This is a genomic window from Idiomarina ramblicola (genome assembly GCF_003987255.1).
Lineage (GTDB): Bacteria > Pseudomonadota > Gammaproteobacteria > Enterobacterales > Alteromonadaceae > Idiomarina > Idiomarina ramblicola.
In genome coordinates this window covers 87,639-109,293 of sequence record NZ_PIQC01000006.1, presented here as the reverse complement: position 1 = coordinate 109,293, position 21,655 = coordinate 87,639, and the positions used below count along the sequence as shown (strand labels likewise).

The following is a 21,655-nucleotide window of genomic DNA, read 5'->3' as shown; positions in this document are numbered from 1 at the left end:
GAACTGTCTATGCAGCTCATTATTAAGTGTAGAACCCCCCTGTCTTTTTTTCCTGAAATAAATATCCTTAGTAATCAATAAAGTATTCTATTGAGTCCGTTAAAAAATACTTGTATGGTCGTCTACCCCTTTAATGTCAATGAACTTACAACGGTGGTATCGCTAAATGACGGTTTTATCAAAACGAACTCAATTCGGCTTCTTGATCGGCTTTTTTGTCGCTTTTAATAGCACCGCAGACGATACCAATTTAGTGAAACAGGTCACTTTTCAACAAGTGCTTGAACTGCCGGCAAACGCGTCCACAAAAAGGTATACCTATGGCTCGCACCACTCTCAGTACATTGACTATTGGCCTGCGCCAACGCAAATAGACTCTGCCGCTCATGTCATCTTCATTCATGGCGGGTGCTGGTTAAAAGAGTACGACATGAGTCATACCAACCCGGCAAGTAGCGCGTTATCAGAGGCCGGCTTTAATGTCTGGTCTATTGAATATCGCAGGCTGGGAGAAGAAGGCGGAGATTGGCCTGCCAGCTTAAACGATGTAAAAGCCGCGATAAAGCAGATACAAAAAAAGCTTAATGGTGAACCCGCTGCCGTTATGGGGCACTCAGCGGGTGGTCATCTCGCCCTTTTAGCAGCATCGGGCGCAGGCTCTGCGGCGCAGAATATCAAGACGGTTGTTGGGCTGGCCGCCATTACCGACATAGTTAGCTACACTCAAGCTGAAGGCAGTTGTAACCGCGCGGCGGCTAACCTAATGAACACGGCCTACGAAGAAGAAAGCGACTATAAGAAAGCCAGCCCTGACGCCTATGACTTGCACACAAACACCTGGCTGATACAGGGCTCTGCCGATAATATTGTTCCCGTGAGCCAAACTCAGGGCCTTAACGTACACATTAAAATGATTGAGGGCGCCGGACATTTTGACCTCATACACCCTCACTCAATTGCATGGCAACCCATCATCCAGCTTCTCAATAAAGAGCTTAACCCATGAACCTGACTGACGTACAAGCACTCGACAATAGAGACCCACTGGCAGAGTACCGTGAACAATTTAAATTGCCGGAAAATACCATCTATCTGGACGGCAATTCGTTAGGCGCAATGACCACAGCGACTGAAAAACACCTTCAGCACGTCATTAGCCAGCAGTGGTCACAAGACCTTATCAGTAGTTGGAATGAGCATAACTGGATCCACCTGCCACAAACCGTCGGTGAAAAAATTGCGCGTCTGATAGGTGCCGGGCCAGAGCAAACCATTTGCTGCGATTCCATATCGGTCAACTTGTTTAAAGCCTTGGCGGCAGCACTTGCACTGGCTCAAAGCCATGACTCTGAGCGCAACATCGTGCTATCCACCAAAGACAATTTCCCGACAGACTTATATATGGTTCAGGGCATTTCTCATTTCCTGGGCCAGCATCGGTGTCAGTTAAAACTGGTTGAAGAAAGTGAACTGCAGCAACATATTGATGATAAAACCGCGGTTATACTGGCCACCGAAGTTAACTTTCGCACCGGCCGACGTCTTGATGCGAAGCCGTTAGTTACCGCCGCACATGAAAAAGGCGCATTGGTTATTCTGGATTTAGCCCACAGTGCCGGTGCAATGCCTGTGCATCTGGATAACTGGCGCGCCGACTTTGCGGTTGGATGTACCTATAAGTATTTAAACGGCGGCCCCGGGGCTCCCGCTTTCATCTACGCTGCAAAACGCCACCATAAAGCCATGACGCAACCTCTAAGTGGCTGGTTCGGACACGCACGTCCTTTTGACTTTACTCCAGACTACCAACCGGCAGGTGGCATTCAACAGATGCTCACCGGTACACCATCCGTTATCGCAATGGCCGCCGTCGATTCAGCGCTTGATGTGTTTGAGCAGGTCAATCTGGACACACTGAGAGAAAAATCACTGCAACTGGGTGATGTTTTTCATCAGTTGTTGAAAGAACACAACCTTGATAAAACCCTGACGCTCATTTCTCCTCAGCAAAGAGAAGAGCGCGGTAGCCAGTTGTCTTATCACTATGAACACGCCTACGGCCTCTGTCAGGCACTGATTCAACGAGGCATTGTTGCCGACTTCCGTGCACCTAACTACATTCGCTTTGGGTTCACGCCGCTCTACAACAGCTTCGAAGATATCTGGCGGGCAACCGAGCAACTACGGCAAGTGATCGCAGAAAAAGAACATCTTGATCCACGCTGGCAACAGCGTAATCCCGTCACCTAAAACAAAAAAGCCTCAACCGACGTCAGTCTGTTGAGGCTTTTTACTGCAATACGATTAGGCTTACATCATGTTGCCTAATGGAATTTTCTGACCATTGAGCATAGCTTCGCCGTCTTCCATCTGGAATTCGCTACGGTACTCATCCTCAGCTTCTTTTAGGAAACCTTGCTGCAAATACATATTGATCATCATTGGAACTTGCTGTTCTGCCATTTTCTGTATTTCAGCTTCATCAGCACCAGGGTATTGCATACGCATTGTTGCGAGCATCTGCTTTTCAGCAAACCACTGTAACAACGGTTTATCAATAGTCAGCAACGAGTTTGTAGTCAGACTCGAGAGCCAGAACTGAGCATCATCCAGATTATCAGGCACCTGAGTCACACCAACCAATTTAGTTGACATGTTACCGCCAAATTTGCCCGCATCCATTTCACCGCTAAAGTCACTAATAGCAAACTCAGGCTCTGCTTTTAATAGCTGCGGTAAATTTTGTTTTACCAGTTTCTGGGTTGCCGCTTCTATTTCTTCCGGTCCCTGATCATAGATATCTTGCATAGTCTGGTTATAGGCCTGCAAGAATCCAGTATCAATGTTATTAAACGCCATGTTCAAGACCAGATTATTAAAGTTCATGTCGTCAAACTGCAATGATTTAACTGAATAGTTCATATCCACATTCATGCTTTTTTCATCATCGCTAAATGCGCTGATAAACTCGACATCCAGCTCTTCTAAATGGAACAAATTGACGTCATCAGGATCGCGCGCGGTGACCTTTTCGAGCTTCATAGACATCTCGCTTTCATATAGCCCACCTTGCAAAATACTCATCAGGTCGCCTTCAGTTTCAGTGCTTAGCTTCATCTCACCAACACTGACAGCTTGTCCTTCCATAAGAACTTTAGCGCCGTCTAATACACCCTCATAACTGAAGTTGTTTGACGCAATATCTCCACTACCTTCGTAGTGGGACACTGAAATCTGCTGTCGCGCGTTATTTGGTACTAAGGTAAATGAAGAAATGGAATCGCTGTAGCTAAAGTTACCGGAAAAACCGACAAAGCCAACCAAGTGATAAAAAGGCGTTTCATCTTCCCAGTCCAGAAACTCACGCAAACCTTCATCTTTGGTACTGGCTTCAATTGATGCCAGACCAAGACCCGGAGAAAACTGAGTAAGAACAGGGCCATGCTGAACATCAATAGCCATTTCAAAAGACAGCTTTTCTGATTGCTCTGCTTCAGGGAAAGCCCCACTGAAATCAACTCCCAACTCAACGGTTGCGGTTGAACCGAACCAGCCTCTATCAAATGACACAACTTGCGCTGTATAAGCAGGCACATTATTTAATGCATCGACATGCAGTTTCAATGAGTCTTCAACGTGAGAACCTGCAAAGCGAGGGCCAATTAAAGCAGCAGCAACAACGACAATACCGACGCCGCCGAGGAGTCCTTTCTTATTCATAGTAGTCCTTTCATTTATAGAGGTGAATTGTAATTATTATGTTGAGATTATACATAAAGTTGAAACCGACGGCAAAGGTCCCGGGGTCTAAGTCACCTCAATAGTCGTGTGTGAACCTTTATGGTAATTTCTCAGTAAAAGAAACAGGATTTTTGCTTAGAACAGGTTCAACGATATGGTCAGGATGGTAATCGCGGCGGCTACTGCGCTATTTCTTTTTGGGTGTTCGTCAGGAGACTGGCGCGATGCATCTAGAGAGCCAGCGGGCATTGCGCCTGATCCTGAAATAGAAAAGCAGGCGGTAATAGAAGCCTATGCCGCCGATGCTTTTGGCTGGCGTGGCTGGTTTGCGGTTCACACCTGGCTGGCGGTAAAACCTGAAAATGCCAGCGAATACACTGTCTACGAAGTGGTCGGCTGGGGTGTCGAACACGGCCGACCGGCACTGCGTATTTACCAGACAGCCACACCTGACCGTTACTGGTATGGTGCCAAGCCGGAAAAAATACTCTCAGTATCGGGAACTCAGGCCGCCGGAATGATCTCACGCATTGAAGAAGCGGCTTCCCGCTACCCCTGGACCGACCAATACGAGGTGCTTCCGGGCCCTAACAGCAACACCTTTCCTGCCTGGATAGCCATACAAGTTCCGGAACTTGGCCTGAAACTGCCCTTCAGTGCTATTGGCAGCGGTTACGCGGATAATGATCAATAAGTAAAAAAATGGGATAATGGCACCTATTGCTCGCTGACAGTAGTCAACTTATCAACCGCGGTGCCCCCTAAATGGAAATCAATGTAAACTTTCTCGACAACATGCGCCTTGAGGCGAAATTCGATGACTTCACAGTTATTTCGGATCAGCCTATTCGGTACAAAGGCGATGGTTCTGCCCCCGGTCCTTTTGACTACTTTCTGGCGTCTTCCGTTATGTGCGCCGCGCACTTTATCCGTTTGTATTGCGACGCCCGCGACATTCCAACCGAGAATATCCGCATTTCACAAAACAACGTTGTTGACCCGGAAGATCGCTACAAGCATCTGTTCAAAATTCAGGTTGAGTTACCGGCCGATATTTCCGAGAAAGACCGCAAAGCCATTATCCGGGCGGCCGAGCGTTGCGCCGTTAAGCGCGTTATCGAAAATGATCTGGAATTTGACGTCGAAGCGGTTGAAAGCATTACTCAAGACGCTCAGGCGTTACTGACCATACGACCTGACAGCGACAGCAAGACCTTTATTGAAGGTAAAGACTTACCGCTAGAACAAACCATAGCCAATATGACGGCGATTCTGGCGGACTTAGGCATGAAGATAGAAATATCCTCCTGGCGTAATATCGTTCCGCATGTGTGGTCGCTGCACATTCGCGACGCCGCTTCTCCTATGTGCTTTACCAACGGCAAAGGCGCCACCAAAGAAAGCGCTTTATGCTCCGCGCTGGGTGAGTTTATTGAGCGCTTGAGCTGTAACTTCTTTTATAACGACCAATACTTTGGTGACGAAATAGCAAACGCCGAATTCGTACACTACCCCAACGAAAAATGGTTTAAACCCGGCGCAAACGACGAGCTGCCCACCGAAATTCTGGATGAGTACTGCCGTGAGTTTTATAACCCGGAAGGCGAGCTGCGCGGTTCACACTTAATTGATACCAACTCAGGCCGTGCTGACCGCGGTATTGTGTCCTTGCCGTTTGCGCGTCATTCCGATGGCGAGACGGTCTATTTTCCGTCGAACTTAATTGAAAACCTGTATTTAAGTAACGGTATGAGTGCGGGTAACACTCTGCCCGAAGCACAGGTTCAGTGCTTGTCAGAAATTTTTGAGCGCGCCGTCAAAAAGCAGATTATTGAAGAAGAAATTGCCCTACCAGATGTACCGCAAGACGTACTTAACAAATACCCGAATATTCTGGAAGGGATAAAAGCCCTGGAACAACAGGGCTACCCGGTGTTGGTTAAAGATGCCTCGCTTGGCGGTCAGTTCCCTGTGGCCTGTGTTACCTTAATGAACCCACGCACCGGCGGTGTTTTTGCTTCTTTTGGTGCGCACCCAAGCTTTGAAGTGGCGCTGGAGCGCAGCCTGACCGAGTTGTTGCAGGGCCGCAGCTTTGAAGGTTTAAACGACCTGCCGGCACCAACTTTCAACTCCATGGCCGTAACCGAGCCAAATAACTTTGTTGAGCACTTTATTGATTCGTCGGGTGTGGTGTCCTGGCGTTTCTTTAGCGCTAAGTCCGACATTGAATTCGTTGAATGGGACTTCAGCGGCTCTAACCAAGAAGAAGCCGATACGCTGTTTGGTATTTTGCAGGACATGGGCAAAGAAGCTTACATAGCCGTGCATGAAGATTTAGGCGCGCCGGTATGCCGTATTCTTGTGCCGGGCTATTCTGAAGTTTACCCCGTGGAAGACCTTATTTGGGACAACACCAATATTGCTTTGCAATACCGTGAAGACATTCTGAATTTGCACCGATTGAGTGATGAACAACTAGAAGACTTAGTTGAGCGCTTGGAAGACAGCCAGCTTGATAACTACATGGACATTATCACGCTGATTGGCATTGAGTTTGATGAAAACACGGTTTGGGGTCAGCTCACCATTCTTGAGTTAAAACTCTTAATTTATCTTGCGCTGCAACGCCATGACGACGCTTTCGAATACGTTGAAATGTTCCTGCAATTCAACGACAACACCGTTGAACGCACGCTGTTTTATCGTGCCATTGAAGCCGTGCTGGAAATTACTCTGGATGAAGAGCTGGAATTAGGAGACTATCGCTACAACTTAGGCCGGATGTACGGCGAAGAGACGATTGAAGCGGTGATAGGCTCTGTTAACGGCACTACCCGCTTTTACGGACTGGAGCCAACCAATATGCAGTTGGAAGGTCTGGACAGGCACTTACGCCTACTAGAGAGTTACAAGAAATTGCACAGCGCGCGAGCCAAACAGGGAAGCTAATCGCTTCCCTGTTGTTCGTTAATGCCATCAACGTTTAGCAATAATCCATACCGCGTGAATAATGCCAGGGATATATCCTAATATAGTCAACAGGATGTTAAGCCAAAAGGCTCCGCTAAGCCCAACCTGAAGAAAAACACCCAGCGGTGGCAAAAGAATCGCAATTATAATTCGAATCAAATCCATACTTATTCTCCTAACTTTGAGCTTATAGAATAGTTCAAAGCATAGCCGTTAATAGGCGAAACCGATAGACGTCCGCCTGTAAAGATGGAATAAAGCGCAAGCCGTTTATGGGACTGTTAGGATCAAGCAAGCGTAAATTTTTGAAAGATGGTGGCCCCTCCCAGATTTGAACTGGGGACCAACCGATTATGAGCGGCTATTTAAAGGTATTTAACCATGAACAAGTATGAACCAAAAAGAACGAAGAAAATATATTATAACCTTTGAATACAATAACTTGTGAAAACAAAGGTTAATCACCATTGTTCATTCCCGTTCGTTGAAGCATAATCAAAAAGCGACACATAAGCGACATACTATCGACACGGGTATTTGCAATGGCAATTAAAGCGAAGATAACCACGTCTTCTATCAAGAAGCTCAAGCCGTCTGACAAACGACTTACTGATACAGAAATTCGCGGCTTTCATGCTCGAATTCATGCCTCTGGTAACATCCATTATTACCTGTACTACAAAACCCATGGTCGTGAAGGTAACTTTAAAATAGGTAGCCACGGTCAACTAACGCCTAGCGAAGCTCGCGAAATAGCCAAAGTGAAATCAGGCGAGCTTGCTAGAGGCATCGACATTCAAAAGAGTCGCTTAGACGAAAGGCAGGAAACCGAACGCCAGCGAGCTAATCAATTATGTAAATACTTAGTAGAGCACTATAAGCCATGGTTAGAAGCTAGAAATGCGAAAACGGCTGATCGAATTATTCAAACCATTCAGTCAGGCTTTGCCGATTTCCTTAAAACCCCACTTTCTGAAATAACAGCCCGTAAAGTTGAACAGTGGCGAAACCAAAAAGTGAAAGCCCAAATGGGTAAGGCTACCGTCAATCACTACGTAAACTCTCTTAAGGGGGCTATGAGCCGAGCCGTAGAATGGGACTTAATACCGAGTCACGATTTAAAAAAAGTGAAAACGCTAAAAGTTGAAAGCACCCGTTTACGCTACCTCTCGCCAGACGAAGAAGAATCTCTGCTATCAACCTTAAGAGAGCGTGACGAGCGACTTAAAACAGCCCGAGATCAAGCCAATGAGTTTAGACGTGTCAGAAACTACCCTACCCAACCAGATTTGAGAGAACAGGAGTATTCCGATCATTTAGAGCCTATTGTCTTGCTAGCCATGAACACCGGAATGCGTAGAGGCGAAATTTTTCAACTTAAATGGTCAAACATAGACTTCTACAGCAAAACGCTGACAGTTGAAGCGGGTAACGCCAAATCGGGTAAAAGTCGCATTATTCCCCTTAACGATACCGCCTTTTACGTATTAGAGAACTGGAAGCCAATTAGCCAAAGCCAGTACGTATTTCATGGTAAAGATAAGGAGCCTTTAACTGATATTAAAAAAGGCTTCCTCAAGGTACTGGAAGAAGCTGATATTGAAGAGTTCCGCTTTCACGATTTAAGGCACCACTTTGCCAGTAAACTAGTCATGCGCGGAGTCGACCTTAATACTGTTCGGGAGCTACTAGGCCATGCTGATATCAAGATGACCCTTCGGTATGCTCATTTAGCTCCGGAGCATAAAGCTCGGGCGGTTTCACTTCTTTAAGCTCTTCCTTACTAAACTCTTTGAGATTAAGGAAACTCAAATCAATCAGTAGAGCTCATGCGTTGTCGTTTGGTTAGGTCAACGGAAGTCTTAAAGACAGTCAAAAGTTCGCGCCAGTGGTCTCTGTGTTCGCCTAATAGGAGCTATAAGGGGGATTTTTGAATTTGCTATTGTCGATTTTTACTCTCAGATTTTTGTGCTAAAACATTTCGGTTAAACATAGACAGGCTGCATTCTTTGGTTAGACTGGGTTGTTCAACATTAGTCTGCGACTTTACAATGAAAGTAGAAAAACGGAAGACAAAATGAATAAAAACAACTCAGCAGGTCGAATACTAAGAATCATAGATAAATGCCGTTCAGGTCAGACTAACAGACAGCAGTACCTTGTATGGGCAGATGTTTTCGGTCTAGATAAGGAAGACAACCACTCCATAACATCCTTTCTTAAACTGGCGTTTCACGAATTAGAAGTCATTCAAATTGAGGCGGAAGAACAGAGAATTCCTAGTCATTTGTATAAAGATACACTTGCTCGCCTAGAGGATTTGATGAATGCGAGAAACTTATCAGAAGCATGGAGTCAAAAAGGGAACAAAATAACAGAGGGTAGTCTTCGAGATTTAGCGTGGTTGGCTTTTAATCTGAATGAAGACTCCGATGTTTCTGGTGATGATGTAAAAAGTCTTCTTTCTGAAATTAATGAGCTTGAAAAGCTCTTAGACCAGCAGAGTTTTAGTCCTGCTCAGGAAAACTTCTTAAAAAGCCAGATCGGGATACTAAAACAGGGCTTGAAAGCATTCAATGTTCAAGGTGAGAAAGCGGTATGTGATGCAGTCAAAAAAGCAGTAGTTGATATTCCTATGTCAGAGGACGCAGATGAGGCTTTGAGAGGTGACGGTAAGGATTCTGAACCGATGAACCGCTACAGAAAAATAATGCGACGAGCTGCAACAGTATCGAACACGGCATTTGAGGCTATTAGCAAGTTTAACGACACCTATAGGTTAGCTGACAATCTAAATTTGCTTGGTAACTAAAAAAAATGTTGTTTGAGTTTTTTGAGCGACTCGGCCCCTTACAAAGAGGTACGGTTTTCCTAAATGAAAAATTTAGAGCCGTCTTAAATCAATAGGTTATGGTTTAACTATTATGTTCGAGAAAACTCTTCTTCAAGTTTCAGACATAGTTCGCTTATAACCAAGAATAATATTTTTGTTTTTACCTTTTAATAAAACTTCTGGGTCTCCCGACCTACTAGCTCTATCTCGAGAGTTTTCTTTAAGGCGAATAAGAACTTGGTCTTATAAATTAGTTTTTTTAATTTTCAACATTAATACTCCGGCATGCCTAAGGGTTTATATGCAATGAGTTTGCTAAGCAAAAGCGGTGCGTGAGCACCGCTGTGGTTTGAGCATTAATGTTTACGCTTTTTCACGCGAATGCGAAATGCTTTCTTACCGTACTTATGAGCGTATATCCTCCGACCTAACTTTTTATGAAAAAAGTATGGGACATAGATATATTCATATTCGTCTTCAGTGCTGTTCTGGGTAGGCATGTTGGCCTCCGTAGTTCAGTAATGGAGGACAAACCAAGAGCAGGTAGCGCTGTTCAGTCTTTACAATTTTTTGTTGTATCAACTTCCAACAACTACTAAGATTACAAGCGTCAACTCGGGCTGCTCTTAGCTGTCCGTTTTGTTTGCTCACGGGTCACACCCCGTGAGCAAACCCTTCAGCTAAAGCACTACATATTGTGTTATCTAATCATTAAAATCACAAACTAACACCACATATAGTACTGTATAGCTACCTGTATGCTAGGACTAACCTTCTGATTGATCAAGTAAGTTTAACAGTCAAAAACCGGATAATTTTGTATTAAAAGCCTTGATTTTTTCTTAGCCTTTGACCGGTGTGAGTTTGCGTGAAAGCGTCTTCTATAGACTTTTTTAATCTTTTAAAAACAACTGATAGATCAAAAGTTATCAATGGCCTAAAGTACTACCTAACCTCCGATTCAATAGAGAATTACAATGCTCCCAATTGACCACAGCGCAGTTTCCGAAATTGCTTCTGAAGGCCAAATCGCTCAACTGATTTCAGATAAAAAGATATCGCTGCTCTGTAAAGTATCAGCTCGCAAAGCTCTGGTAATAACTAAAGAGGGAAAGGTTTGGTATGCCCGAGCCCATGGTCGCTTCAATGGTTATTGTTACCTGTATAACAAAGATGCCGTTGAGTGTTTGCGGAAAGGTAGTGCCAAAATCACTGCCAGTAGAGTTTCAACCGAAGGCTTTATCGACTGGTCAACTGACTCACCTTTCAAAATAGACTTCCCAATATCCTATATCGAAAAATGGGAACCACTGGATAAACCTAAAAAACCTGAATTGCTCCATGCCCTGTTCAACCCAACAGCCCACGAGCCTGTCTTAAGCCAATTGGACAGAGCGGTAAACTCAGGGAACGGTGATAACGACTTTACCAAATTTTTATCAAAGGCATCCCAGGTACTTAAGAACGCTAATAAAGGCACAAAAGCAGCCTTGAATATGCGTGAAATCGAAATACACAAGTTAGATTTGTTAGTCGACTTAGATCGATTAAAAGAGTTAGTGCAGCCCATAGAGAGTTCACAAACTTCACACCAAGACCCTGAAGGAAAAGAACGTTGGTCGCTAAATAGGAAGCTAGAATCCGTGGGCTTAAAACCCACACGCTTGCACCAAGTTCTATACAGAGTGATGGAAGCTAGTGAGGATAAATCGGCTAAAGCAATATTTAATCTCATTGAGAAAGACTTCTACTCAGAGGGACAAGAGCTTAACGTTGCAGACACTATAACCGAGATAACCGATATTTACTTATATTGGGAAGATAGCTCAGGTAAGAACAGAAGGAATAAATTCAAGACCCTTGAGGACCGGCTAACAAAACTAAGAAAATTAGGGTGAAAATCTCCTATATTATCTCAAAATCTCGTATTTCCTCTCTGCCGACAAACACGATCTAGCATCTCAGTGAACTTTTAACTACTGAGGTAAATACCATGAACGTTGCGAAACGTGCATTTTCTGAAATAGAGGCTTCCGAGTATATCGGGATGAGCCGTTCCTATCTGCGTCAATCACGTATGGATGGTCAACTGGGTAAGCGGAAGCCTGCTCCGCCATTTATAAAAATTGGTCGCACAATCCGCTACCTGAAAGAGGACTTAGACACTTGGCTAGAAAGCTTCTATAAGGCTTCAAACTTAACTGACCATGAGGTGAACCATGGCTGAGTTAAGTACAAACCAAAAGCTAATCATTGAACACCTGTCATCAGGTAAACCTATTCATATAGTCGTTGATTTGTTCCCTGCTATGGGACAGGTGATTACCGATGATGACGAACTAAAAGTTACATCTGATGATCTTTTCCATTTACGGCAATCAGGGGTTGTTACTCCAACTTACCGCCATATCTGCGGTGTCTGGTATTTGGTTCTTGAGCTTTCGGAGGTGTCTCATGTTGAATGAAGCCGAAAAGCAATATTACCAAGAGAGTTACCCCGAGCTAAAACCGTTTATTGATCAAGTTGACTCGGGTAGCGTTAAGTTCCTGATGGATCATATTGTTGTGCTTCCTTTGGAGCACAGTTTTCACATTCTGAAAGCCTATTTTGAAAAACCAACTATACGGGAACAAAACCTGTTTATACGTAAACTGAAAAAGTCGATTTTCTCAAAGGTTCCGGCATTTGTTGATAACATCAATTTCTATTCTACCGATATACGGAAATGGGCAGCTTACCAATCAAGGAAGTTTTCTAAGCTCGCTAATGAGTACCCTTATACCTATACGGGAAAATCGAGAACAAAATCCCCGTATAGAGACAAAGCGAAAGAACTCGAATCCCTGTATAAGGTTATGTCCTCGTTTATACGAGAACTTAATATTGAACCGCCAAAGCCTAACAGTCAGAAAACATTAGAAGGCTGTATACAAAGATTACAATGCCCTGAATGGTGGGCTCGCCGTATAAGGAAAAGCCTTAAACAAGCAAGAGAGTATACGGCGATAACTCTCGGGCGAGTATCCAAAGGCAAGGATATTTATTGTAGTAATCCGACCGTAAAAGATCGCGAGCTTGATAAATTGAGAAATGAAAAGTTTCTCAAGGACAAATATGTCGTAAACGAGGAAGGAGAAGTACTGAGTTTATTCGAGATTAGCCAGTCAACAATCGCTAATCCCGTAAACAGACGCGCCGACTTAATGACCCGAGCCAGTGGTTTTGAGAAAATGGCTGACGAAGAAGGGTATCAAGGTGTTTTCGTTACTATTACCTGCCCTTCTAAGTATCACAATAACTATTCGAAATCAGGTAAGCCAAACCCTAACTGGGGCGGTTATACACCGAAAGAGTCACAAAAGTACCTGAACTCTGTTTGGTGCAAAATTAGGGCTCAACTCAAACGAGATAAAATTACAATGTTCGGCATTCGGGTTACTGAGCCTCAACATGATGGAACCCCGCATTGGCATATTTTAGTTTTCATTTTGCCAACGGATATTAAACGTTTTTCAGAGATAATTGCGCACTATGCTCTAATGGAAGATGGAGACGAAAAAGGCGCGGCTGAAAACCGTTGCGATATTAAAATTATTGATAAGACAAAAGGTCGGGCTACGGGATACCTTGCAAAGTATGTCTCAAAAAATATCGATGGAGTGGAGCTAGAAACGGGCAGCTATGACGAGCCCATTAAAACGACAGTAAGGCATGTTGAGGCATGGGCTTCATGTTGGTCTATTCGACAGTTTCAACAGCAAGGCGGAGCTTCTGCGTCCGTTTATAGGGAGCTAAGACGTGCAAGGCATGAACAAGCCCCTGATTCACCTTTTGAAGCTGCGAGAGCAGCAGCCGACACCGGAAACTGGGCGGAATACAACAGAGCCATGGGCGATATAAACACGCCACGTAAAGACCATAAGCTAAAACTGGACTACGAAGTTAAGTTTGATACCGACACGGGGGAAATATCAACCACCCGCTATGATGGAGACATTCGGAAAAAACTAATTGGTGTGAAAGCTGGCGATCAACGGCTAAAAACCCGTCATCATGTTTGGCGGCCTTTACCTAAAGGAGCGGGTTAACCCGCTCCACTTGGAGTACTGGGAATAACTGTACGCATTAAATTATCACCTTCAATCATCTAAGCTGTTGAGGTAATCGGCAATAACATCGCCATGGCAAGCCATAGGTTTACAATGACAGCCAAGTCTTTTCCCTTTTAAAGAACGCAGAGCTTTCTTTTTAGATGGATCAGATAGAATCTCAGATTGAAAGTACTTTTTATATTTCTCAATTACGTCCTTTCTATCCATACCATCGTCACCTATAGCGAAAGGGTTCCCCCACGGAGATCTTCTACCTATATAGACATCATACTGTTCTCCAGCATCTTTATTTCTAACTTTGGTAGTCGAGATTGGTATGATTCTGCTCTGTATAGGCAAAGAAAGTGCTTGGTGTACTAGATAGTTAAACTCGTACCCATTCCAAAAAATAACGGCATAATCAGCATTTGCCGTTAACTCAGACAATTTCGAATGTGCACTTTCGTCTATCCCTTCAATTTTCGTTACTCTGTCGCCAAAAAGTTCTTCAGTAAACAAATGAACATCATTAAGACTTTGTATCTGATAATCTTCAAGCCCACTCAACACCTTATTCAATGTCCGTTCAAAAAAAACTGGCCTTTTAAAGTCGTCTGGGTACGCTACTAACACCTTAGGCACTTCAGTTTTTTTTGTCATATATGCTTCACCACTAATCTATTATTCCAATAACTATTTAAGTACTCAACCACTAGCCGTCTGTGGCAATTGTGAGGCTTTTTCTCACTGCATAGCAGGCACGAGCTATCAAAATAATCCAATGACAACTCTTCTTCTATTTTTCGTTTGCTCATCAAATCTAGAAATCTAATCTCATACTGATTCCAAGACAACATGTCAGAGCGGTATTCTTTTAGTAGTTCTTTTTCAGGGCATAATAACGGTTCATGCTGATAGCTAATATCACAGATTTCGTTCAAAAAAAACTTTAAGTCTTTGGCTTTGGCAAACCCTGACAACTGGCTAGTTGGATTAATACGTACGTCTATTAGTTTTTTAACTTCGTTTATTTTTAAGTTTTCAAAAAATTCCTGTGCTCTAGTTTGCGTAAAGCCAATAGTGCAGCAAAAGGGCTTCTCCATTCGTCACTCCCCTCTTAAGTCAACAAACGGTTCTGGAAAGGTATAAATTCCGTTAACCTGCAACCAGTACTTGCCTTTATGCTCTCTGCCCAGTCCCACGCGCACAAAGACCTCCTGAGAGTTGTGTATAAATGCGTTAATCTCTTCAAGTTGGTCGAATCTGTGATGATCTTGAGCAAAATGATAAAAGCCTTTATCGGTTATGGAAAGAAAGCTAAGAGCAACGCCTTCACCATCTGTAATATGCGCTTTTAGTTTATTTGAATCGTATTGATTAGGAACAATTTGTACTAATTTAGGATCAACTTTCAAAGTTATAATTGAACGTTGAGGACAGTTTTCTGGACTATATGATTTTTCTTTGGGTGCGACTGGAAGGCCAAATCCTTCGTTAAGCGTCAAAAAAGAAGAGTTTTCAAGCACACGTCGAAACTCATCTGAAGTAACTCGCCCCGCTCCAGTTAGCCCTTCATCATAATTGTGATCTTCTGTGTGCGGGTTTTCCAAATGAGGTCTAAGCTCAAAAACACCTTGTAGCTTAGTCCCGGGTCTTATGTCTAACTTTTCACTATCAACAATAGTTAGATAGGGCAAAGGTCTAATGAGCTTGCCTGTTTCAGTAGAAATTCCAGCTAAACATACGTATTTACTTCCCTCAGAAAAGCGGGTCAAATCCGTTACAATAATTTCTTCCATGAGGTTTCCCATCTAATGATTAAAAAACCATCATAAAGTTTCTTTACAAATCAAGCAAATGACACATTTAAAAAGCGACACATAAGCGACATGCTACATAGAAAAGGATGTAAGTTAGTAGGAACTTCGGCTGAAAGCCTTTAAAAGTGGTGGCCCCTCCCAGATTTGAACTGGGGACCAACCGATTATGAGTCGGGTGCTCCTATATACCCCCTAAAATCACCTACCAAAACTTACCATAACTAATATTATTTGTCATTCAATTGAGAAATAAAGAGCTTGATATGTTTTGCGTAGAGGTGTAGCGTAAGTTACGAAAACCTACTAACCAAGAGGTGAGCAATGGATATTAAGGAGAGAAACTACTGTTATCCATTGCACCATGTAGTTGTTATTCAAAAAATCCTCTCTCCTGCTTTCGCTAAAGCTCCTTTTCTCTATTTAAATATCGAGGGTAAGCCAATACTTTTTCGAGGGTTGGTTGAATATTTTGAGTACCATTTTGACTCAAGCCTTACTTGGAAAAGAACAGTTGCCAGAGCTATTGGTTTGTTCTTCGATTACTCGGTCGCAATACAGTCTCAAAATTCGCCTACCGTCAAGTTAAGTTCATTCAAGTTACTTAGAAATTTCGCAATAGCCGTTGCGATAGGAACTAATAAAGACGAATCCAAAATAGACCCACTAGGTCTATATTGGCCCGCAAGTGGTGTAGCTACCGCAAAAAGATACCTTAGCGCAATACAAGACTTTATTACTTGGGCTAGCCTTGAGGGCTTTTACAGCTCAGCTTTGGAGCAAGGTCTAACCTCACCGACAAATGAAAGAGCTATGGCAAAGTATTTTCATGAAGCAAGTAAAGCTAAGCAATTTTCTTTTTTTTCGCACTTAATGAAGAAAGAATCTCTAATTCGCTCCATCGTCTACAGAGAGAACAAACGAGTTGTGAAATTTAGAAACCGGCAGGGCACTCACTCCTTTGATAAAGCATTCCCCTCAGAGTGGATTCCTAAATTGATACAGGATGGCTTTTTATTAGACGAAGAAACAGGCGAAGAAGATATAACAGCAAAAATGATAACTACTCTCCTAATGTTCACAGGCATGAGAGAAAGCGAGTTTTGCCATCTTTGGTTCAATGATCTTGTTCCTCTTCCCGACGGAAGACTTAAGGGATTTCTGAGAGAACCGTCTGATTCTTACTGCAACATCATTGGCGAAGGCAACAAAAGTCGCAGGGAATACTTAGCAGAAAGAGGTTTGTTACCACGTAACGATATTGCAAACCCTCACTGGTATTTCGCTGGCTGGAAAGAACTCAAAGTCGATTCTTCTTTGTCTGCCGAATTGTTCTTTCTTCACAAAAACATCGAAATGCTTCTCAGTAATATGTTTTTCTCTTACTTAGATTATCGTGAGTTACTTCTCAAAAAATACAGATTAACGCACAACGGATTAGACCACCCTTTTTTATTTGTAAAAAAACACCAAGATACCGGTGCTCCATACTCAATTTCTGCGTACGTTGATGCATTAAAAAGAGCATATAAACGATTGAATAAAAAGTACAATTTAAACATTAAGTATGGCAAGAATTACGGAACATCCCCGCATGGCTTTCGCCATTGCTTTGCACGCCTTTTAAAAGAGGCTGGGGTTGATCCAAAGGTTATTCAAAACTGCTTACGCCAGCGAAGTATAGCCTCTCAAGAGGCTTATACAGAGCCTACAGCTGCATTTGTAAGTGCAGAACTTAATAAAGCGAGAAATGCTAATGACTTTTTCGATGCGATAGGGATGTCCTAAATGGAAGTGAAAGATAACAAGCTGACTTATGATGAGAATATTACCTTTATTGCCAATAATCTGGACATTCTAGGCAGTGAATTCGATCTTGCCGTTAAAAAGGTTAAAGATTACGCAGAGAGTAATCCTGATGCGCGTCCATTGACTGATATTTTTCATACATTCAATTCTTCTTCAACGCACGTTTACAAAATGAATCTAGCTAGTTTTTTGAAAAAGCAAGAAGCGATTGAATCAATTATATTTACGGCAAAGAAGTTAAATTGCTTGTCCGCTAGTAAAGCCACACGGTCGGGCCAAGAGGCATCTTTAAGAACATTTTCATGGGTTGTTATCAGGTTAAACGAAGCTTCGTCAATTGCAGAAATCAGCGAAAACGAGTTAGTCAACACATTATTACAAGTCAAAACTGAACTTGGCACATTTGAAGATAAATTCCCCGAGAGGTATCAACAAAGCGCGAGACATTTAGCAAAAGTCTTGAATTCACTTGATCTAAAAGGACGTTCCGGCAAGTGTTTTTTCAGTATTGTATCTGTTCCGAGAGGCGTTCGACCTTTGATAGGCTCCGGCTCCCAGAAAAAAATGAACGTGAAATGGCATGAATATTTTGAGGATTATTTAGGCACCCTTCTTTTAGCATCTACTAAAGAACCACGAGCTGCATTCAAAAAATTTATTGCATATTTAGCTCTGGTTGACGCTGAAAGCGATCCAGAAGCATTTCTATGTAACCTACCGAATTATTCATTCCTACAGTTTCTGGAAGATAACAAAATACGCGGCATTAAACCGGCAGCAACATTAATGTATGACTTCTGTGAACACATTATTAGAGAGCACTTAACCATTCGTGAAGATGGTGAGGATACCACTCTAGCTCGACAACTTTTATCTCCTTCAGAGTATGATCGTGTCATAAGGAATAAAATCAGAAAGGGGTCAAAAAGAGCTAGGCCCTCTGAGAGTACGAAGGAAATAATGCCGACTAAGCTAATTCTAATGTGTAAAGATATACTAGTGGCAGAAGACTACAAATGGCCTAAATCATTGAGCAGTCAGTACTTTTATCGAGTTGACGAAGGCGGCAATCAAATTAAAACTTGGTGCCCATCTATTACCAATTTGATCTTGCTTCTTCTAGAACTTCCTTTACGCAAAATTCAGGCAAAATCATTAGATTCTGGGGAAGGTGACGAATATGAATATGATGTGTCATCTCAAAGTTGGGTTCAGAACAAAGCCAAACATGCGGGGTATTGGGCTGATAGCCGAGCTGTCACCCATAGTCGAGGCTTTTTAAGAAGGAAAGAGACTCCACAAGGTGACTCATTAGTACTCTATATCAATACCAATAAAACACAGGATCGGGAGCATGGTTTTTCCGAATTATCTGGTTACGAAATTCCATGGAAAAATAATGCGGTCATCGATATTGTGAAGAAGCAGATGGACTGGCTCTCTACCTACCACCCTGTTGATGCACCACAAGACTTTGCCAGCCTACCCAGAACAGTATTTAGTAAAGATCCTACGAAGGCAGCACTAGAACTTATTCCTGACAGGTTTTATCTCTTCAGATGTATGCTGAACAGCTATCATGCTACTGACGGCCCCCCACAAGAACACTTAATTGTTGAATTTTGGAATCAGTTGATGCTCGAACTGAACAGTCGTTTAAAAGAGCTAGGTGAAAGTTTCGACATAATTACAAAAAAAGCTGTCTCAAACAATTCGTATATATCTATCTATACTCCTCATGGTTTGCGTGTCGCGGGCTTAACATCGTTTTATAAGGCTGGAGTACCGATCGAAATATTGAGCAAGCTTGTAGCAGGACATAAATCAATATTTATGACATTTTACTACCTCAAGCTTAGTAGTGAAGATATAACTGAAACCCTCACTAGTGCCCGTAAGAAAATAGAAAACAACCAACAATCTGAATTCAAAAAATTTCTACTCTCAACCTCGTATAAAGAAGCTGAGAAATATATCCATACTCAGAAACATTTTCCAAGCGATAGCTGGGACTCAATCAGACAAGGGCTTTGGGAAGTAACGAATCTCGGCATCTGTCCAAACTCTGGGACTAAATGCAAAGAAGGCGGACCGATGATTAAGAAAGAGAGTAAGTCAAAGCCTGCAATCTTTGGCCCAGTCGAAGGAGGCGACGGTAATTGCATCCGTTGCCGATTCCTCATTACCGGAAGGCCATTTTTGATTCCTCTATTCCTGTATGGAAACAAACTGCTTGCTGACGCTTTGAAACTCTCTGCTATTGAAGAGAAGCATCGAAACAGTCTTGAAGATCTCTACAGTCAAAGAGCAAAATTTGCTAAAGATCGTGGTTTTGGGAACATACCTGAAGATTTGAAAGTGGAAATAAATGCCACAGAGCGGCTTGTCGAGAAAAGTTCAGTTGACTTGGATAACGTGCTAAATAATCTTCACCCTACGCACAAGATAATCTCGTCCATCAGAAAAGGTATTTCAGAAAGCAACGACTTGACTGAATACCAAGGTGACACACAGGATGATATAGGTTATGAGGATATCTCAAAATTTAAACAGATGAATTGTTTAGTTCAAGCTGCACGATTATATCCTCATATTGTTGATCCCGACTTAGAACGAGAACGAGATCAGTTTATCGACAAGGTGCTATTTCAGTTAGGAAAGACTCCCATATCATTCGCACCATTAACTGATGATGAAAAGCGAGCGGCTGCCGATGCTTTTGGCAACTATTTAATTTCAAGGTTGAGCGATAGCGAACTTACAGCTCTCGAATCAAACCAAACAGTTAGTCTGGAGACACTTATTACAGACACGAAATTTAAAGAGCTAACAGATCTTGGAAGTAGCGATATGTTATTGACTTCAGGAGATTGAGAGCTAATTATGCGAGAAGAAACGATATACCACAGTGAGGCTGAAGTAGACTCCTTTTTTACATCTTTGACTTCTGAAAATAGCAAGGCTGTTAATCGAAAATTGGACGCTATTCATTCAGTCTGTAAAAAGCTAGTAAATAAAAAAAGTTGATGTTACTGTTCCCCTTTTAGTTAAGCATTTGACTGAAGCGGGAGTGTCAATAAGCGAACAATCTCTATACAACCCCAAATCCGGTAAAAAAGCCAATCCTTATAAGTTGCTCTACTCAGCATGGCAGTCGTATGGCTCCAACAAAGCATCGAAAATGGCAGCGGCTTCCGCTGACTCTCGGCGTGATTCTTCATTAAAAGATGAAGAACTAGCAGAGATAGGCAATCCTGTATTGAGATACAAAATTGCGCTTGTAAATGCTGAAGTTAAGTCTTTACGGAGACAGAACGATCTAATTAGGCAGGTTAAAGAGTTGCCGATAATGTCCAATTCTCAACCAGAAGCTATCGAAAGTGACTCACCCCAGTCTCTGCCTCTTCTTCAATATAACCAAGATTTAATACGTGAATTTTTGAGAGGAAACTCATTTCTAAGCTTTGATGATAAAGGCAGGCTATATGCTAAGAGGGCTATTTCAAAAGGAGTAGTATTGTCAGCAGACGACCTGCAAGATGCTTTACTTGCATTAGTAGATGGAGATATGAGTAGAGATGGCTAACGAACAGCAGAAGGCGCAACAGAATCTCAATTTATTTATTAGCTAGAGAGCATTACAGAAACTTGACGATTTTAAGCGAATAATTTTTCGATGTGTCAATTACTCGGGTTCAATGACTTTTACGAAACCACTCCCTAAAAGGACGAGCATCTGCTCTCGCTCAGTCAATTGACTCGCTACAACCTGACCTAGTCTCGCCCATCCTTCTATTACATCCTCAACTGAAGCAGGTTTTCTATCAAGAAGGGTCTGCGCATCTTTCAGCAGGGAGGTATCGAGATTTACTGTTGAGTGCTCTGACTGATCGTCGGTCATCTTATGCCCCTTATTCATCTCTTCGTTGATAACCCCAATTGGTTGTAGTGCTCAGGCTTTTTCGAGACTCTCTTATCATTACGAGCACTCTCTCACGACAAATCAAAGCCTTACCGAAACTTACTGCTTCCATAGGACTGGTTAGCAGCCTACCCCTATCAATATGAAACAATCTGACACTCTAAGCAAGATACTGGGGAGTTTAATCTTTTAGCGCAGGAACGACAACGAACCTGTGAGTTATTTGATTAATTCTTTATAAACAATAGGTTAGGTTATTATTTCATTCCAAAAAAGCAATAAAAGAATGCCTACGGTTGTCAAATAACCCGTTAACTCCTTTAAAGCAGGGGATTGCACCTGTGAGTTTTCCGATCAATCCCAGCGCATTACCTATTTAGTCATAATAGCTCTTTGCCGAATGAAGGCTAAGAAACCCTCTCTGTTTTAACGAGACTCTATGACAAAGGGGAGGTTCACACTTTCGACGGG

General features: G+C 42.7%; 19 protein-coding genes. 13 read left to right on the top strand and 6 right to left on the bottom strand.

The features are described from left to right. The first annotated feature begins 166 nt into the window (after nucleotides 1-166). On the top strand, nucleotides 167-1,006 hold the full coding sequence (locus CWI78_RS09090; RefSeq protein ID WP_126782375.1) for an alpha/beta hydrolase family protein: 840 nt from the start codon (nucleotides 167-169) through the stop codon (nucleotides 1,004-1,006). Further along, nucleotides 1,003-2,250 carry a kynureninase gene (gene kynU, locus CWI78_RS09085; RefSeq protein WP_126782373.1) on the top strand — a complete coding sequence of 416 codons (1,248 nt, stop codon included), beginning with the start codon at nucleotides 1,003-1,005 and terminating at the stop codon, nucleotides 2,248-2,250. Before CWI78_RS09090 ends, kynU begins: the two co-directional genes overlap by 4 nt. A gap of 60 nt (nucleotides 2,251-2,310) precedes the next feature. Here the strand turns inward: kynU and CWI78_RS09080 are convergent, their stop codons facing one another. Continuing rightward, on the bottom strand, nucleotides 2,311-3,720 hold the full coding sequence (locus tag CWI78_RS09080) for a YdgA family protein (protein ID WP_126782371.1): 1,410 nt from the start codon (nucleotides 3,718-3,720) through the stop codon (nucleotides 2,311-2,313). A gap of 175 nt (nucleotides 3,721-3,895) precedes the next feature. Between CWI78_RS09080 and CWI78_RS09075 the strand changes: the two genes are divergently transcribed. Both CWI78_RS09075 and CWI78_RS09070 read left to right on the top strand, forming a co-directional pair. Then, nucleotides 3,896-4,435, top strand: a complete 540-nt coding sequence (locus tag CWI78_RS09075) for a DUF3750 domain-containing protein (protein WP_126782369.1) — start codon at nucleotides 3,896-3,898, stop codon at nucleotides 4,433-4,435. A 71-nt stretch (nucleotides 4,436-4,506) separates the two neighbouring features. Next, nucleotides 4,507-6,690 (top strand): OsmC domain/YcaO domain-containing protein, encoded by a 2,184-nt coding sequence (locus CWI78_RS09070; RefSeq protein ID WP_126782367.1) that lies wholly within the window; start codon nucleotides 4,507-4,509, stop codon nucleotides 6,688-6,690. 27 nt (nucleotides 6,691-6,717) lie between these two features. On the opposite strand, the gene CWI78_RS09065 is transcribed toward CWI78_RS09070, so the two are convergent. Next, nucleotides 6,718-6,876, bottom strand: a complete 159-nt coding sequence (locus CWI78_RS09065) for a YqaE/Pmp3 family membrane protein (protein ID WP_126782365.1) — start codon at nucleotides 6,874-6,876, stop codon at nucleotides 6,718-6,720. 377 nt (nucleotides 6,877-7,253) lie between these two features. Here CWI78_RS09065 and CWI78_RS09060 point away from each other — a divergent pair, with 377 nt between their 5' ends. From CWI78_RS09060 to CWI78_RS09040, 6 genes are all read left to right on the top strand, one after another. After that, nucleotides 7,254-8,483 carry a site-specific integrase gene (locus CWI78_RS09060; protein WP_126782364.1) on the top strand — a complete coding sequence of 410 codons (1,230 nt, stop codon included), beginning with the start codon at nucleotides 7,254-7,256 and terminating at the stop codon, nucleotides 8,481-8,483. 305 nt (nucleotides 8,484-8,788) lie between these two features. Next, on the top strand, nucleotides 8,789-9,523 hold the full coding sequence (locus CWI78_RS09055) for a hypothetical protein (RefSeq protein WP_126782362.1): 735 nt from the start codon (nucleotides 8,789-8,791) through the stop codon (nucleotides 9,521-9,523). A 998-nt stretch (nucleotides 9,524-10,521) separates the two neighbouring features. After that, nucleotides 10,522-11,442 (top strand): hypothetical protein, encoded by a 921-nt coding sequence (locus tag CWI78_RS09050; protein ID WP_126782360.1) that lies wholly within the window; start codon nucleotides 10,522-10,524, stop codon nucleotides 11,440-11,442. Between the two features lie 95 nt (nucleotides 11,443-11,537). Continuing rightward, nucleotides 11,538-11,771 (top strand): helix-turn-helix domain-containing protein, encoded by a 234-nt coding sequence (locus tag CWI78_RS09045; protein WP_126782357.1) that lies wholly within the window; start codon nucleotides 11,538-11,540, stop codon nucleotides 11,769-11,771. Continuing rightward, a complete protein-coding gene (locus CWI78_RS12890; protein WP_157982704.1) occupies nucleotides 11,764-12,009 on the top strand; it encodes a hypothetical protein in 246 nt (81 codons plus the stop codon). The genes CWI78_RS09045 and CWI78_RS12890 overlap by 8 nt, the downstream gene beginning before the upstream one ends. Then, the gene (locus tag CWI78_RS09040; RefSeq protein WP_157982703.1) at nucleotides 11,999-13,633 is read left to right on the top strand and encodes a replication endonuclease; all 1,635 of its coding nucleotides are present in this window, start codon (nucleotides 11,999-12,001) and stop codon (nucleotides 13,631-13,633) included. The genes CWI78_RS12890 and CWI78_RS09040 overlap by 11 nt, the downstream gene beginning before the upstream one ends. Before the next feature lie 51 nt (nucleotides 13,634-13,684). On the opposite strand, the gene CWI78_RS09035 is transcribed toward CWI78_RS09040, so the two are convergent. Genes CWI78_RS09035 through CWI78_RS09025 form a run of 3 tightly spaced genes read right to left on the bottom strand, consistent with a single transcriptional unit; the run spans nucleotide 13,685 to nucleotide 15,435 of the window. Beyond that, nucleotides 13,685-14,296 carry a DUF4326 domain-containing protein gene (locus CWI78_RS09035; RefSeq protein WP_126782353.1) on the bottom strand — a complete coding sequence of 204 codons (612 nt, stop codon included), beginning with the start codon at nucleotides 14,294-14,296 and terminating at the stop codon, nucleotides 13,685-13,687. Next, nucleotides 14,293-14,739, bottom strand: coding sequence for a DUF488 domain-containing protein (locus CWI78_RS09030; RefSeq protein WP_126782351.1), 447 nt, complete (start codon nucleotides 14,737-14,739; stop codon nucleotides 14,293-14,295). Before CWI78_RS09030 ends, CWI78_RS09035 begins: the two co-directional genes overlap by 4 nt. Before the next feature lie 3 nt (nucleotides 14,740-14,742). Beyond that, a complete protein-coding gene (locus CWI78_RS09025; RefSeq protein ID WP_126782349.1) occupies nucleotides 14,743-15,435 on the bottom strand; it encodes a dual OB domain-containing protein in 693 nt (230 codons plus the stop codon). Nucleotides 15,436-15,777: 342 nt separating this feature from the next. On the opposite strand from CWI78_RS09025, the gene gmtY reads away from it, so the two are divergent. From gmtY to CWI78_RS09010, 3 genes are all read left to right on the top strand, one after another. Then, nucleotides 15,778-17,241: a gamma-mobile-trio recombinase GmtY gene (gene gmtY, locus CWI78_RS09020; protein WP_126782347.1), complete on the top strand. Its 1,464-nt coding sequence runs from the start codon at nucleotides 15,778-15,780 to the stop codon at nucleotides 17,239-17,241. After that, on the top strand, nucleotides 17,242-20,136 hold the full coding sequence (locus CWI78_RS09015; protein ID WP_126782345.1) for a VPA1269 family protein: 2,895 nt from the start codon (nucleotides 17,242-17,244) through the stop codon (nucleotides 20,134-20,136). It begins immediately after the preceding gene. Between the two features lie 196 nt (nucleotides 20,137-20,332). Then, entirely contained in the window at nucleotides 20,333-20,848 is a 516-nt protein-coding gene (locus CWI78_RS09010; RefSeq protein WP_126782343.1) for a hypothetical protein, read from the top strand. 99 nt (nucleotides 20,849-20,947) lie between these two features. On the opposite strand, the gene CWI78_RS09005 is transcribed toward CWI78_RS09010, so the two are convergent. Then, nucleotides 20,948-21,163 carry a hypothetical protein gene (locus CWI78_RS09005; RefSeq protein ID WP_126782341.1) on the bottom strand — a complete coding sequence of 72 codons (216 nt, stop codon included), beginning with the start codon at nucleotides 21,161-21,163 and terminating at the stop codon, nucleotides 20,948-20,950. Nucleotides 21,164-21,655: the final 492 nt, after the last annotated feature.